Origin of the sequence: Rhizobium sp. AB2/73 (assembly GCF_020871915.1) — a bacterium.
In the GTDB taxonomy this organism is placed as follows: Bacteria; Pseudomonadota; Alphaproteobacteria; order Rhizobiales; family Rhizobiaceae; genus Rhizobium; species Rhizobium dioscoreae.
Genome location: NZ_CP067071.1, coordinates 3,726,115 through 3,740,287, shown reverse-complemented (window position 1 = coordinate 3,740,287; position 14,173 = coordinate 3,726,115). Strand labels below are relative to the sequence as shown.

General features: G+C 60.6%; 15 protein-coding genes and 1 tRNA gene. 3 read left to right on the top strand and 13 right to left on the bottom strand.

Going from position 1 to position 14,173, the window contains the following annotated elements:
* Position 1 precedes the first annotated feature (1 nt).
* The 8 genes from deoC to I8E17_RS18310 all read right to left on the bottom strand — a co-directional run bounded on the left by deoC (position 2) and on the right by I8E17_RS18310 (position 7,337).
* Entirely contained in the window at positions 2–775 is a 774-nt protein-coding gene (gene deoC, locus I8E17_RS18345; RefSeq protein ID WP_069610965.1) for a deoxyribose-phosphate aldolase, read from the bottom strand.
* Positions 772–1,578: a purine-nucleoside phosphorylase gene (locus tag I8E17_RS18340; RefSeq protein ID WP_069610964.1), complete on the bottom strand. Its 807-nt coding sequence runs from the start codon at positions 1,576–1,578 to the stop codon at positions 772–774. The genes deoC and I8E17_RS18340 overlap by 4 nt, the downstream gene beginning before the upstream one ends.
* Positions 1,575–1,967 carry a cytidine deaminase gene (locus I8E17_RS18335; protein WP_069610963.1) on the bottom strand — a complete coding sequence of 131 codons (393 nt, stop codon included), beginning with the start codon at positions 1,965–1,967 and terminating at the stop codon, positions 1,575–1,577. Before I8E17_RS18335 ends, I8E17_RS18340 begins: the two co-directional genes overlap by 4 nt.
* A gap of 3 nt (positions 1,968–1,970) precedes the next feature.
* Positions 1,971–2,942, bottom strand: a complete 972-nt coding sequence (locus I8E17_RS18330) for an ABC transporter permease (RefSeq protein WP_069611356.1) — start codon at positions 2,940–2,942, stop codon at positions 1,971–1,973.
* A gap of 10 nt (positions 2,943–2,952) precedes the next feature.
* Positions 2,953–4,056, bottom strand: a complete 1,104-nt coding sequence (locus I8E17_RS18325; protein ID WP_112722881.1) for an ABC transporter permease — start codon at positions 4,054–4,056, stop codon at positions 2,953–2,955.
* Between the two features lie 7 nt (positions 4,057–4,063).
* Entirely contained in the window at positions 4,064–5,575 is a 1,512-nt protein-coding gene (locus I8E17_RS18320) for an ABC transporter ATP-binding protein (protein ID WP_069610961.1), read from the bottom strand.
* Between the two features lie 79 nt (positions 5,576–5,654).
* Entirely contained in the window at positions 5,655–6,650 is a 996-nt protein-coding gene (locus I8E17_RS18315) for a BMP family ABC transporter substrate-binding protein (protein WP_069610960.1), read from the bottom strand.
* 369 nt (positions 6,651–7,019) lie between these two features.
* On the bottom strand, positions 7,020–7,337 hold the full coding sequence (locus I8E17_RS18310) for a hypothetical protein (RefSeq protein WP_069610959.1): 318 nt from the start codon (positions 7,335–7,337) through the stop codon (positions 7,020–7,022).
* A gap of 233 nt (positions 7,338–7,570) precedes the next feature.
* Between I8E17_RS18310 and I8E17_RS18305 the strand changes: the two genes are divergently transcribed.
* A tRNA-Ser gene (locus tag I8E17_RS18305) sits at positions 7,571–7,660 on the top strand.
* A gap of 16 nt (positions 7,661–7,676) precedes the next feature.
* On the opposite strand, the gene I8E17_RS18300 is transcribed toward I8E17_RS18305, so the two are convergent.
* Genes I8E17_RS18300 through I8E17_RS18290 form a run of 3 tightly spaced genes read right to left on the bottom strand, consistent with a single transcriptional unit; the run spans position 7,677 to position 10,399 of the window.
* Positions 7,677–8,210 (bottom strand): helix-turn-helix domain-containing protein, encoded by a 534-nt coding sequence (locus I8E17_RS18300; RefSeq protein ID WP_229002047.1) that lies wholly within the window; start codon positions 8,208–8,210, stop codon positions 7,677–7,679.
* A 41-nt stretch (positions 8,211–8,251) separates the two neighbouring features.
* The gene (locus I8E17_RS18295; protein WP_113366779.1) at positions 8,252–8,788 is read right to left on the bottom strand and encodes a dihydrofolate reductase family protein; all 537 of its coding nucleotides are present in this window, start codon (positions 8,786–8,788) and stop codon (positions 8,252–8,254) included.
* Positions 8,789–8,818: 30 nt separating this feature from the next.
* Complete coding sequence (locus I8E17_RS18290) at positions 8,819–10,399, bottom strand: FAD-dependent monooxygenase (protein WP_229002046.1); 1,581 nt, start codon at positions 10,397–10,399, stop codon at positions 8,819–8,821.
* Between the two features lie 218 nt (positions 10,400–10,617).
* Here I8E17_RS18290 and I8E17_RS18285 point away from each other — a divergent pair, with 218 nt between their 5' ends.
* Complete coding sequence (locus I8E17_RS18285; protein WP_113366780.1) at positions 10,618–11,244, top strand: TetR/AcrR family transcriptional regulator; 627 nt, start codon at positions 10,618–10,620, stop codon at positions 11,242–11,244.
* Between the two features lie 123 nt (positions 11,245–11,367).
* Here I8E17_RS18285 and I8E17_RS18280 read toward each other — a convergent pair whose 3' ends face one another.
* Positions 11,368–12,264 (bottom strand): SDR family oxidoreductase, encoded by an 897-nt coding sequence (locus I8E17_RS18280; protein ID WP_113366781.1) that lies wholly within the window; start codon positions 12,262–12,264, stop codon positions 11,368–11,370.
* A gap of 93 nt (positions 12,265–12,357) precedes the next feature.
* On the opposite strand from I8E17_RS18280, the gene I8E17_RS18275 reads away from it, so the two are divergent.
* Entirely contained in the window at positions 12,358–13,191 is an 834-nt protein-coding gene (locus I8E17_RS18275) for a helix-turn-helix transcriptional regulator (RefSeq protein WP_113366782.1), read from the top strand.
* A 99-nt stretch (positions 13,192–13,290) separates the two neighbouring features.
* Here I8E17_RS18275 and attM read toward each other — a convergent pair whose 3' ends face one another.
* A complete protein-coding gene (gene attM, locus I8E17_RS18270) occupies positions 13,291–14,082 on the bottom strand; it encodes an N-acyl homoserine lactonase AttM (RefSeq protein WP_069610953.1) in 792 nt (263 codons plus the stop codon).
* Between the last annotated feature and the right edge of the window lie 91 nt (positions 14,083–14,173).

Genomic DNA, 14,173 nt, shown 5'->3' with positions numbered 1-14,173 from the left:
ATCAGTAGCCTGACGAGGCCGTCTTGGACTCGCCGCCGGCCAGCACGTTCAGAATATCGTCGAGCAAGCTCGATGCACCGAAGCGGAAGGTCGACGGCATGGCCCAATCGGGCGCCATGATGGTCTCGGCGAGGCTCAGATAAAGCGCCGCATCGGAAACGGAACCGATGCCGCCGGCAGGCTTGAAGCCGACCTTGCGACCGCTGGCGCGGATGGCCCGCAGCATGATGTCGGCAGCCTCGAGCGTCGCGTTCACAGCAACCTTCCCGGTGGACGTCTTGATGAAATCGGAGCCGGCATCGATCGCAAGTTCCGACGCACGTCGAATGAGGGCGGTATCCTTGATTTCGCCGGTTTCGAGAATGGTCTTCAAAAGCACCGGGCCTTTGCATTCGGCCCGCACGGCGGCGACCATGTCGGTGACGGCCTGCTCATTGCCGGCCAGAAAGGCACGATAGGGAATGACCAGATCGATCTCGTCGGCGCCGTCGGCAATCGCTTCGCGCGCCTCGGCAGCAACATCGGCCACCTCCATATCGCCGGCCGGGAAATTCACCACGGTCGCGATCTTCACGACATGATCGGTTCCGAGAATGGCGCGCGCCTGGGCGACAAAACGCGGCCATATGCAGATGGCGGCCGTATTGCCATAGGGGGATTGCGCGCGGGCGCACAGCGCCTCGATCTGAGCCGGCGTGCAGTCATCCTTGAGATTGGTGAGATCGAGAAGGGAAAGCGCAACGGCTGCCGTTTCTCTCAGGGAATGGCCCGTCATTCTGGGTCTCCTTCATCCGCGATCATTTCTTTCAGGATGGCGGCAAGGCGTGCGCCGCCGACCGGAGCCATGTCTTTCGTCTCCTCATGCGAGAGTTCTCCGCCGGTCATGCCAGCACCATAGTTAGTAATGACGGAGGCAGCGGCAACCCTTAGACCGAAAAGACGCGCCAGGATGACTTCCGGCACCGTCGACATGCCGACGGCATCGGCGCCAAGGATGCGCGCCATGCGGATTTCTGCCGGCGTTTCAAAGCTCGGGCCGGAAAACCACATATACACGCCGTGCGACAGCTTGATCTCGGCCTTTTCCGCCGCCTTGCGCATGCGCATGATGAGGTCGGTATCATAGGCGCTCGTCATCCCGACGAAGCGCCTGTCGCTCTCCTCGCCAATCAGCGGGTTCATGCCGGAATAATTGATGTGATCGGTGATCTGCATCACCGATCCCGGCGGCATCTCTTCCCGCAGCGATCCGGCAGAGTTCGTCAGGATCAGCGTGCCGACGCCAAGCGCCTTCAGGGTTTCGATCGGCGCGCGCATGGCATTGGCGTCGCCCTTTTCATAATAATGCACACGACCGGAGAGCATGATGACCGGGACATCGCCGAGCTTGCCCGCGACCAGCGTGCCGGCATGGCCCGATACGGCGCTGACCGGGAAGCCGGGCAGGTCGGCATAGGGGATGCGCAGCGCGTCCTTGACCTCATCCACGAGGGAGCCGAGGCCGGAGCCCAGGATGATGCCATAGCGCGGCTTCAATTCGCCGAGCTTCTCGGTGAGGATATCGACGGCCGCGCTCATCCGAGCACCTCCGTTTCGAAGCTGAAGGGCAGCATCTCATCCATGGTCATGGTCTTCCTCACGCCGGTTTCGTCGCAAAGATAGATGCGCGTCTCCTTGCTGGCAAATTCGGCGATCTTTTGCCGGCAGCCGCCGCAAGGCGGGCAGAGCGGCAGTTTCTCGGCGATGACCGCGATCTCGACGATCTTCTTGGCGCCGCCCATGATCATCTGGCCGATCGCCGTCGGTTCGGCGCACCAACCCTGCGGGAAGGAGAGGTTTTCGATATTGGCGCCGGTATAGATCTTGCCGTCCTCGGCGCGGATCGCCGCGCCAACCGGGAATTTCGAATAGGGAGCATGTGCAAAGGCCATCGCGCCACGCGCGGCCTCGAACAGATCATGCGACATGGTTTAGCGCTCCTTGGTATAGGGCACGCCACCGGCCTTCGGGGGCTTGGCGACGCCGATAAAGCCTGCAAGCAGGATGCAGGTGAGGATATAGGGCAGCGCCTGGAAAATCTGTACCGGCACCTCGCCAATGCCCGGAACCGCCTTGCCCTGCATGAAATTGGCGAAGGCATCGAGGAAGCCAAACAAAAGACAGGTGAACATGACCGGCACCGGCTTCCATTTTGCGAAGATCAGTGCAGCAAGAGCGATATAGCCCTTGCCCGCCGACATGTTGTTGATGAAGGCGGCCGACTGGGCGATCGCGAGATAGGTGCCGGAGAAGCCGCAGAGAATGCCGGCTGCTATCAGCGAGCGATAGCGCAGCCATTCGACCGAGATGCCGGCGGTATCGACCGCGCCCGGATTTTCACCGACGGCACGCAGCCGCAGACCAAAGCGGGTGCGATAGAGAATCCACCAGGAAATCGGCACCGTCAGGAAGGCCAGATAAGTCAGGATATTGTTGCCCGAGATGACGTTGGCGTAGAGCGGCCCGATGAACGGAACGTCACGAAGGGCATCAGCGCCCGGCAGGGTGATGCCGGAAAAGCGAGCGGTAGCAGGCAGAGTCGGCGTGCGGCCGCCCTGCCCGAACCAGGCCTGGCCGAGAACGATGGTCAGGCCGGCCATGAGGAAGTTGATCGCGACGCCCGAGACAATCTGGTTGCCGCGATTGGTGATCGAGGCGAAGCCGTGCAACAGACCAACAACAACCGAGACTGTAACGCCAGCAGCGAGGCCTGCCCAGGGCGAGCCGCTGATCGAGGCGACGCAAGCCGCAGCGAAGGCCGAGGCCAGCATCTTGCCTTCAAGGCCGATATCGAAGATGCCGGCCCGCTCGGAAAACAGGCCCGCCAGCGCTGTGAAGATCAAGGGAATCGACAGACGGATGGTCGAGCCCAATATGCTGATGAGAAGATCATAATAGTCCATCATCCGATCCTCACGTCCTGGCGAATGTCTGGTAAATGCGCACGAGCGCAGGTCGGAACATATATTCGAGAGCCCCTGCAAACAGGATGACCAGACCCTGGATCACCACGATCATGTCACGCGTGATATTCGGCATGTCGAAGGATAGTGCATCGCCACCCTGATAGAGAATGCCGAACAGGATCGCCGCCGCGATGATGCCCAGGGGATGATTACGCCCCATTAGCGACACCGCTATGCCGACAAAGCCCGCGCCAAGCACGAACTCCACCTGCAGGCGCGCAGACGCGCCCATGACCGGATTGAGCGCCATCATGCCGGCAAGGCCGCCGGAAAGCAGCATGGCGATGATGACCGTGCGGGCATAGGGAATGCCGGCATAGACCGCAGCGGTGGGGCTGAGGCCGAGCGTGCGCATTTCATAGCCGAGCTTGGTGCGCCAGACGAGCACCCACACCAGGAAGCACATGACCAGCGCAATCAGGAATGACACGTTGAGCGGTGCAGCACCGATGGTCGAGCCGAACATATCCATCAACCAGCCGAGCTTCGGCAGCTGGCCGCCCTCCAGAAAGGTGCGGGTCTCGGGAGCCATCTTGCCGGGCACAATCAGCACATGCACCAGCAGGAAGTTCATCATCGCCGAAGCGATGAAGTTGAACATGATCGTCGTGATGACGACGTGGCTGCCGCGCTTGGCCTGAAGCCAGGCCGGGATGAGGGCCCAGAGAGCGCCGAAGATCGCCGCGCCGATGACCGCAAAGGGCATCGTCACATACCAGGGCACGTAGCGGTCAAGTGTCAGCGCCACGAGGGCACAGCCGAGGCCACCGAGATAGGCCTGACCTTCCGAGCCGATGTTGAACAGGCCGGCATGGATGGCGACAGCGACCGAGAGGCCGGTGAAGATGAAGCTCGTCGCATAATACAGCGTGAAACCGATGCCTTCTCCGCTCCCGAGTGCGCCCTGCAGCAGCAGGACAAGCGCATCGAGTGGGCTCTCGCCGATGAACCAGACGACAAGACCGGAGATCAAGAAGGCAACAATCAGGTTGAGAAGGGGGATCAGGCCGTAGGTGATCCAGTTCGGGAGCGAAACGGAAGCCGTGCTCATATACGCCTCACGCGGCAATGCCGGCCATCATCAGGCCGAGTGTTTGTTCACCGGCCTCAGCCGACTTTTCACCGACGATGTGGCCGGCGAACATGACGAGGATTCGGTCCGAAAGTGCACGGATTTCATCCAGTTCCACCGAAACCAGCAGGATCGCCTTGCCGGCGTCGCGCATCTCGATGATGCGGCGATGAATGAATTCGATGGCACCGATATCGACGCCGCGCGTCGGCTGGCCGATCAGCAGAGCCTTCGGGTCGCGCTCGATCTCGCGGGCGACGACGATCTTCTGCTGGTTGCCGCCGGAGAAATTGGCGGTCTTCAGCCGCGCATTCGGCGGGCGGATATCGTATTTCTCGATCTTCTCGATGGCATCCTTGCGCATGGCGTCGAGATCGAGCATGCCGCCGCGCCCGTATTTGCGGTCGCGATGATAGCCGAGCATGGAATTCTCATATTCCTCGAACTTGAGGACGAGGCCCATGTGATGGCGATCTTCCGGAATATGAGCAAGGCCAAGGTCACGGAGGGCTGCGGGATCGGCGTTGCCGATCGGCTTGCCGTGCAGAAGGATTTCGCCCGAAGCCGGCTTGCGGATACCGGCGATCGCCTCCAGCAGTTCGGACTGGCCGTTGCCCGCAACACCGGCAATGCCGACGATCTCGCCGGCGCGGACATCGAAGGAGACATTGTCGACCATGGTGACACCACGGCCGTCCTTGACGGTGAGATTGCGCACCGAGAGCAGGATTTCGCCCGGATTGGGGGCGCCCTTTTCGACACGCAGCAGCACGCGGCGTCCGACCATGAGCTCGGCCAGCTCCTCGACGGTGGTTTCCGCCGTCTTGCGGGTAGCGACCATCTCGCCGCGTCGCATGACCGATACCGTATCGGTGATCGCCATGATTTCGCGCAGCTTATGGGTGATGAGGATGATCGTCTTGCCCTGATCGCGAAGCACGCGAAGGATGCGGAAGAGATTGTCGGCTTCGGCCGGCGTCAGAACGCCGGTGGGTTCGTCGAGGATGAGGATCTCGGCGCCGCGATACATCGCCTTCAGGATTTCGACGCGCTGCTGCTGGCCGACGGGAAGCTCTTCGATCAAGGCGTCCGGATCGACTTCCAGGCCGTAATCCTTCTCCAGCCGGTTGAGCTCGGCGCGCGCGGCCGCAACGCCCTTGGCGAGAAGTGGGCCGCCTTCGGCGCCCAGCATGATGTTTTCGAGGACGGTAAAATTGTCGACCAGCATGAAATGCTGGTGCACCATGCCGATACCAGCTGCTATTGCCGTCTGGCTATCGCGGATGGCGATCGGATTGCCGTTGATGCGGATCTCGCCGCTGTCGGCATGATAAAAGCCGTAGATAATCGACATGAGAGTCGATTTCCCGGCACCGTTTTCGCCGATGATCCCGTGGATCGAGCCCTTGGCGACGGTCAGGTTGATATCTTTATTGGCGTGGACAGCACCGAACTTCTTGTCGATGCCCACGAGCTCGATGGCGGAGATTTGGTTCACTATAGGGGCTCCAGAAACCGGTTTCCGGATAAGAAAAGGGCGTATGACGTTTTGCTCCGTCATACGCCCTTAATTCATATCAGTTCTTCGGGCAGGCGTTGTCGGTCAGATAGTCATGGACCTTGATGGTGCCAGCGACGATATCGGTCCGCGCCTTGTCGACGGCAGCCTGCATTTCCGGAGTGACGAGCGGCTTGTTGTTGTCGTCCATGGCAACGGTGACGCCATCTTCCTTCAGGCCCAGTTCCTGGGTGCCGGCCGTGAACTTGCCGTTCTTGGCATCGCTAAAGGCATTGTAGACTGCGAGGTCGACGCGCTTGACGACAGAGGTCAGAACGGAACCCGGATGCAGGTAGTTCTGGTTCGAATCGACGCCGATCGAGAGCTTCTTGTTGTCGGCGGCCGTCTGCAGCACGCCGAGGCCGGTCGCGCCGGCAGCCGCATAGACCACGTCCGCGCCCTGGTCGATCTGGTTCTTGGTGAGCTCGCCGCCGCGAACCGGGTCATTCCAGGCAGCACCGGTTGTGCCGGTCATGTTCTGGAAGACTTCGATCTTCGGATTGGTGGCGCGTGCGCCAAGCTCGTAACCGCATTCGAACTTGCGGATCAGCGGAATGTCCATGCCGCCGACGAAGCCGACCTTGCCGGTCTTCGAAGCCATGGCGGCCATGACGCCGGCGAGATAGGAGCCTTCGTTTTCCTTGAACTTGACGGAGCGGACGTTCGGCAGATCGAGGCTGTCGTCGATCAGAACGAATTCGGTCTTCGGATATTCAGCAGCAACCTTCTGCAGCGCGGAGGTCCAGGCAAAGGAAACAGCGATAACCGGATTGAAACCCTTGCTGGCGAAGTTGCGCAGCGCCTGTTCGCCCTGGGTGTCGCCCGTCGGCTCGAAGTCGCGGTAAGCGATGCCGGTTTCCTTCTTGAACTTTTCAGCGCCATTATAGGCAGCTTCGTTGAAGGACTTATCGAACTTGCCGCCGGTTCCGTAGACGATTGCCGGCTTGATATCGGCCGCAAGCGCCGTTGCCGACATGGCAGCCAGGGCGAAAAGGGTCAAAAGGGATTTTTTCATGTGGTGCAGCCCTATTGTTTCTATCTTGTTGGGTCCTCCCGCAAGCCCATTAATCGGGCAAGTCTGCGGAACTGCCGGCCTCCCCCGAGGCCAAGCTGGCGCGCATCCTTGCATGGCTGCAGGAAAAATTCACGAGAAATTTTTCAGTTGGTAAAGATTTGTGGGAATTGGTGAAAACCCATCCAAACGACCCGTTTTTTAAACAATTTCGGGCCAAAACTGCAATTTTATTGGTCAGAACAGCTGCCGCTCAGCTCTCCGCAATCGTCAGTTCTGCAGCTCGCCTCATTGCGATGGAGCCGCCGCCAATTGCTTCCGACGCCACTCAATTCCCTGAATGGCACAGGCCGAAAGTCACGCGCCGAACCCTCACGCGCTGAAGCGGCCGGCTGCAGGCTGGCGCTTGTAGGCGACCATCCACAGCAACAGGGAAATCACCAGGAAGACGGCGAAGGCCGGCTGAAACAGCAGCCATTGCATCGCCATGTCATAGAAACGGGGATGGACGTAATAGGCGATCATCGAGCGGAGGCTTGCCAGCGACGAAGGGCTGACATCATTCCACGCATCGCCCATGGGGGTCATGACCACGGCGGAAGCCGCAACGGATTGTATGGAATCGATGGTGCCGGCGATCACAGCCACCACCAGCGCGACAAGGCTGGCAAAACGCAACAGGAAACGCATAAACTCCTCCCGATACTCACTATGTTCAGCCTTCGCGGGCCGACCGGTCTTATGCCGCCTCATCTATTTCATTAGATAAGTTGCGTGCAAAATAAGCGCAATGGGGAGGAGATGCAGAGTTTTGCGCCAACAAGTCAAAAATCTGTCAGATTCGGGTTGATTGCCAGGAATTCATCGGTATATATCGCGGCCGTTCCGACGATTTGCTTCCTGACCGGGTGCGAAACGCCAAAGGACAGGTGGCCGAGTGGTTTAAGGCGCACGCCTGGAACGCGTGTGTACGTGAAAGCGTACCGAGGGTTCGAATCCCTCCCTGTCCGCCATTTTCCGCCGTTTACTCTACGCTTCCAGGCGGTCCAGCAGTTCAGAGATCGCGCGTTCATAATTCGCATGCTCCGGGTCCGTGGCTGCCGGCTGTAGGCCATTGCCATTTTCGTCCGTCGCCACGGCAAGCGCTGCGCCATGCGTATAATCGACAAGGATATGCACCCATAGCAGGGCACGCGACGGCGAAAGGCCCAGTTCTTTCAGCAGGTCTGTCAGGCTGTCCGTGATCCTTCTTGCGTGGTCAGGAAACACGGCCGGCCGGTTGAAGATGGCAAGGGTCAGGCCTGGATAGCGCATCACCTTTGCCCGATACGCCCCCAGCAAGCCCTCTATCCGAGACCGAGTTGTTCCCTCCGAAGGCGCGGCAACATCGGCATAGACGCTCTCCGCCAATGCCTTGATCAATCCGTCCCGATCCTGGAAGTGATGATAGATCGTCATCGGGTTGACATTCGCACGCATGGCAACTGCGCGCATCGTCAGATTTTCAAAACCCTGGCTGCCGAGGAGAGCCAAAGCCTCCGAAAGAATTTTTGCTGGCGACACGCTGTTCTCATTGGTGCGTGGCCGGCCTCGGCGTCGCTTGGTCATGGCGCAATTCTGTAGGCTGATTGCACCAACCCGGACGGAAAAGGGCGGGTGCTCACATGCGTGAGATTGATGTCGCGCGAGACCGGGCCGAACAGCGGGCGGCCGCTGCCGAGCAGTATGGGAACACGCGTGATCACCAGATCGCTGATCAAGCCTTCCAAGAGGAAGGATTGGATGACGCGCCCACCATCGACATAAACGCGACGGCAGCCTTCCGCCTCGAGCATGGCCATAGCCTGCGGCGGCGAGTTCCGCGTGAAGCGGACTTTGCCGGCCAAATCGGCCGGAACCGGCTGCTCCGCCAAATCGGCCGAAAGGACGAGCACCGGGCGCGTATAGAACCATGGCTTCATGTCGCGGACCGTCTCGAAGGTGCCTCGGCCCATGATGATAGCGTCAATGTCCTCGATGAAATCATTGTAGCCATGATCTTCGCCGGACGCATCGTATTTGAGCAACCACTCGATGCCGCCGTCATCGCGCGCGATGAACCCATCCAGGCTGGTTGCAATAAAAACATGACCGGTGATCATCTCGTATCTCCATAATTATACGATGTATAATTATTGGTTACCGGCGTTGTCAAGGACGGCTGATGAAAAGCGAGAGCCGCCGGTCCGCTCCGCTTCGCCGAACCATCGCGACGCAGCTTCGGCAGCAGCATCCACGTCAGGCTCTGCCTCGCAGACCCAGGCGACGACACCGTCCGGCCGGACGAGCAAGGCACTCAAGCCGAGCCGATCCTTGGCGTTACTGGCGATATAGGTTATCCGGTCAGTCCAGCGACCGGCCAGCGCTTCAAGCGATGTGCGGGCATCGAAATCCAGAAGCAGGCCCTTGCCCGTCCTGAGGAGATCGCCGAGCTTTGTCCCATCGGAAAGCTCGAAATCGGGAGCGCTGCGGCCGATGAGCGGATGGCTCCCGCCAAGATCATAGCGGAGAGAAACGCCCCAGACGCGCTCGGCGAAATAGGTGGCGCCGTCGCGCGTCTCGATCAGATCGCGGATGATGGCTTCGAGCGCGCGAGAACTCCGGCTTGGCCGCATGAGTGCGACTTGCGCCCGTGACCAATCAAGCACCTGCGCACCGATCGGATGCCGTTCGCTGGAATAGGTATCGAGCAGGCCGTCCGGCGCGTCACCACGGATCGTGGCGGCAAGCTTCCATGCCAGGTTCATCGCATCGCCAAGTCCAAGGTTGAGCCCTTGGCCGCCCAAGGGGGAATGAATGTGCGCGGCGTCGCCGGCAAGCAGAATGCGCCCTCTGCGATAGCTGGTCGCCTGATAGGCGCGGTCCGTCCATGTGGTGGCAAGCTTGAGCGCCGTCAGAGTGACGTCGGTGACGGAGATGCGCCGCAGCACCGCCTGCACATGGTCGAGCGTGATCGGCTGGGTCCGGTGGAAAGCGCCTCCGTCGAAGTCGGCCATCGTGATCGTCCCGGAGGGTGAAAAAGTATACATGCCTGTCGGGGTGTAATGGCGGCCGGGACGAAGCTTGTCCGGGTCCACCATCTCGATTTCGGCGGAATAGCCGGTGAATTCCGGATCGGTGCCGACGAACTCGAAGCCGCCGGCCTTGCGGACAGTGCTGCGGCCGCCGTCGCAGCCGATGAGCCAGCGCCCGCGAAAGGTCTCGCCTCCGGCGCGAACGACAACAGCTTCATCCGACTGTTCGAAGCTCTCGACACCGAAGCCGCGCCTGATCTCGACGCCCATGGCCTCCGCACGCGCCGCAAGGACAGCCTCGAGGCTTTCCATCTCGACCATCATGCTGGTGCCGAGTGTGGTCGGCAGACGATAGGGCCACTTGGACGTGTCGATATTGTCGTAAAAGAACTGGATGCCGGCGAAATGGCCGCCTGGGCGGCGCGACTGGTGCATCCAGTGTGCGGCCGATGAAGCGCGATCGCCCGAGCCGTCTTTGGCAGGTTTGGGCGCGGCAACATCATCCAGCAGACCGCGACGATAGAAGGCTTCAATGGTTGGCGAGGAAAGGCCGCGCATGCCGAAGGGAAGGCGCTTCAAGGGCGAGCGCGGATCCTCGGCCTGCTCCAGCACCGATACGGAGAGACCGGCGAGACGCAGCTCGCAGGCGAGAAACAAGCCGACGGGTCCGCCGCCGGCAATCAGAACATCATAAATCAAGGCAGAACTCCTCAAACGAACAGCGCCGCAAGGGCGCCAGACATTCCGGCTTCGGGCCATCTCAGCCGGCGCGAGTCGCTGAAAAACGTCCACCCCATTCGGGTGGCGATGTTCCAGTCACGGGACCAGTCATAAAACCTGTGCCAATTTCACCGATTTCGCGATCACAACGCGATTTTTACACTCGGTATAAATTTACTTATGGTATAAATATCGCCATGTCAAACCAAATCAAACTCCGGGACCGCAAGAAGGAGATGACGCGTCAGGCGATCTCCAACGTCGCGACACGCCTGTTTGTCGAACATGGCTTCGACAAGGTTTCCGTCGCCGATATCGCCGACGAAGCGGAGGTCGCCAGGAAGACGGTGTTCAACTACTTCCGCCGCAAGGAGGATCTGGTCTTCGATCGCGAGGATGAGGTGCGGGAATTGGTGCGTAAGGCGATCGCCGATCGCGGCCGAGTGCCGCCGGTCCGCGCCTTTCAGGCGTTGATGCGTGAACTGCTGGAGATGCAGCATCCCCTGTTCAGGATCACGGACCGGCCTATCGCGTTCTGGCGCATGGTGGCGGAGAGCCCGACGCTGACGGCATATGCACGCGGGCTGCAGGTGACGCTTGCTGACGATCTCTCGGGAATGCTCTCCGACGCGGCGGGCCGGCCGCGCTCCGATGCCGATGCACATCTCGCGGGCGCAATGCTGATGGCGACGCTGGTGGCCGCCTATGGCGAGGCACTGCGCGTCTTTCGGGAAAAAAGAGATCCTCAAGCCGCTCTGCTTGGTGTCATGGAGCGCGGCTTTGCCGGTGTCGACGCCGCTCTTGCCGGGACGCCGTATGTCTGACTTTGGGGCTTTCTGGATCGCAGCCTGAAAGACGAAGCCCGGCCGAAGGATCGGCCGGGTCTTTGAATACATGGTCCGTCGGACCATCGACCATCCCGCGGATCGTGGCCGATGGCGCCGGCATCACGCGGCGGAGACCTGCAGCTCTGCAAGATCCTGAAGCAGCGTCGGGCCGCTGGGGTTCCAACCCAGCTTCTGCCGGGTCTTGACGCTGGAAGCCGGCATGTCGCGGCCGGCGAACAGGGCGAGCCAGCCGAAATAAACCTGCGCCTCTTCCCTGGCGATGGATTTGACCGGGAGGTTCAGGCGCCGCCCGATCGTCTCAACGATATCACGCATGGGCACGCCTTCCTCGGCGGCCGCGTGATATTTGGCATTCGGTTCGGCGCGCTCGACGACGAGGCGGTAAAGACGGCCGACATCGGTAAAATGCGCCGCCGGCCAGCGGCTAAGCCCGTCTCCCACATAGGCGCAGACACCCTTTTCCCGGAATATCTGGATCAAGGGCGTAATAAGCCCCTGGCTGACCGGATCGTGCACCTGGGGCAGGCGGACGACCGAAACATTGACCCCGATCTCGCTTGCCAGGATTCCTGCCTCCTCGGACGCTGCCCGCGGATGCACGTCGGAACCGGCAATCGGGTTATCCTCTCTGGCCGGCTCGCCCGGCACCGTGTTGGCGATCGGCGTGCCCGACGTAATGACCAGCGGGCGGGCAGAACCGGCAAGTGCCGAAGCCAGCGTTGCGATGACCCGGCGATCATCCTCGCAATTCTGCACGAATCTCGTGAAGTCGTGGTTGAAGGCAAGATGGATGACGCCGTCGGATTGCGAGGCGCCGCTTTTCAGGATTTCCGCATCCTCGATCGTGCCGTGCAGGACTTCGGCGCCGGCAGCGGCGAGCGCGACCGCCTTCTCCTTCGAGCGCGAAAGGCCGAGCACCTGATGGCCCGCACCGATCAATTCCCTGACGACATGCGAGCCGACATTTCCGGTCGCACCGGTAACGAATATACGCATATGCACTGTCTCCTTATTTCGTCGAAGACAAATCTGTGCCTATCGTTTATTCTGGTAAAGTAGTGACCTTATCATAGTAAAGACACTAACAGGATGACCGATCTCATCGAAACCGAAAACGTGCTCGGGACCTATCTGAGGGACCGCCGCGCGAAACTCGACCCATCCGCCCTGGGATTTGGCGGCGAACGGCGGCGCACGCCCGGACTTCGGCGCGAGGAAGTGGCGCAGCGCGCCAATATCAGCCCGACCTGGTACACATGGCTGGAACAGGGCCGTGGCGGCGCGCCTTCCGCCGACGTGCTCGACCGGATCGCCCGCGCGCTGATGCTGACGGAAGTGGAACGCGAGCACCTGTTCCTGCTTGGCCTTGGGCGTCCGCCAGAAGCGCGTTACCGCAAAAACGATGGCGTTACGCCGCGGCTGCAGCGCGTGCTCGATGCGCTGGAGCCGAGCCCCGCCATTATCCGGACCGCCACCTGGGACGTTATCGCCTGGAACCGGGCAGCCCCCGTGATGCTGATCGATTACGGATCGCTGCCGCCGGAAGAACGCAATATTCTGCGCTATATCTTTCTCGATCCGCGTGCGCGCGCCGTGCAATATGACTGGGAAAGCGTCGCCCGTTTCGCCCTGGGCGCATTCCGTGTCGATGCCGCGCGCGCAGGCGCATCGAGTGAGATAGAGCCTTTCGTGGCGGAACTTTGCCGCATCAGCCCGGAATTCAGGGCCATGTGGCGCGAAAACGATGTTCCTGGCACCCATACCGAAGCCGTCAAACATATACGCCATCCCACCCTCGGCCCGCTGGCATTCGAGTATTCGGCCTTCTCGGTCGACGGCCGAACGGATCTCAGCATGATCGTCTACAATCCGGCAACGCCCGACGATGCCGAGCGGATCAAATCGCTGCTGCCCAAAATCTAGCGCGAAGATGTTTGGTGCAGGCATGCGCACGCTCGTCGTTCCACGAATGCCTGAAGCTATCAAACATGGCTGCCCTTCACGGCGAAGCCGACCACGTCTTCAATCGTAATAGGCCGGAGCATGTTTGAACCGAGGCCATGCCTCGGGATCATGCCCCGTCACCACCATCGCATCGGTCTGTTCGGCAAGCGTGCGCAGCTTGCCGACGGATCGCACCGTGTCGACGGCGGAAGCCATGAAGCCTGGAAGAGCCTTTTCGTTCCAGTGATCGAGCGTATAGGCGGCATCGATGGCCAATAATATCGCGCGCGACCTTGGCAACTGCACCAGGAAGGATTGGTGGCCGACGCTGTGGCCGGGGGTAAAGATCATCCGCAGTACGCCGTCGCCGTAGAGATCGTAGCCGTTGGTAGCATCACCCTCAAGGAAGCGCCACTTTAAGCCGGGACGATCGAAATCACGGCGGACATAGGCGCCGGCGGCGAACCAGTCCGTCGCAAAGGCATATTCATATTCGCGGCGCTGGACGATGTGGGTCGCGTTGGGGAAGCGGCCGATCGCGCCGCTATGGTCGGAATGCAAATGAGAAAGCACGACGAAGCGGATATCTTCACCGGATATGCCGAGCTTCGCCAGCTGCGCGACGCATCCTTGCTCTTCGGTCATGATGGGCTGATAGCTGTCGACCGCACCGCCCCAATAGCCGCGCGGATCGGCCAAACCTTCCGCCGCCAGCCCACCATCGATGATGACATTGCCCTTCGGATGCGTCAGCAGAAACCAGGGAACCGGAATTTCGTAATCGGCGCCGCCGCCCTGGTTCATCCTGATGTCGTGAGCCTTGCAGCGCTGCGTGCCCGATTGAAACATATAAAGCCTGATATCGCTCATGAACCTGACCTGTGGTTGACGTTTGAGCGCCTTTTTCGGCGGTCGAATGCTCCCCCGGTAGATGGCATCATCCACTTACATTTATCGGCTG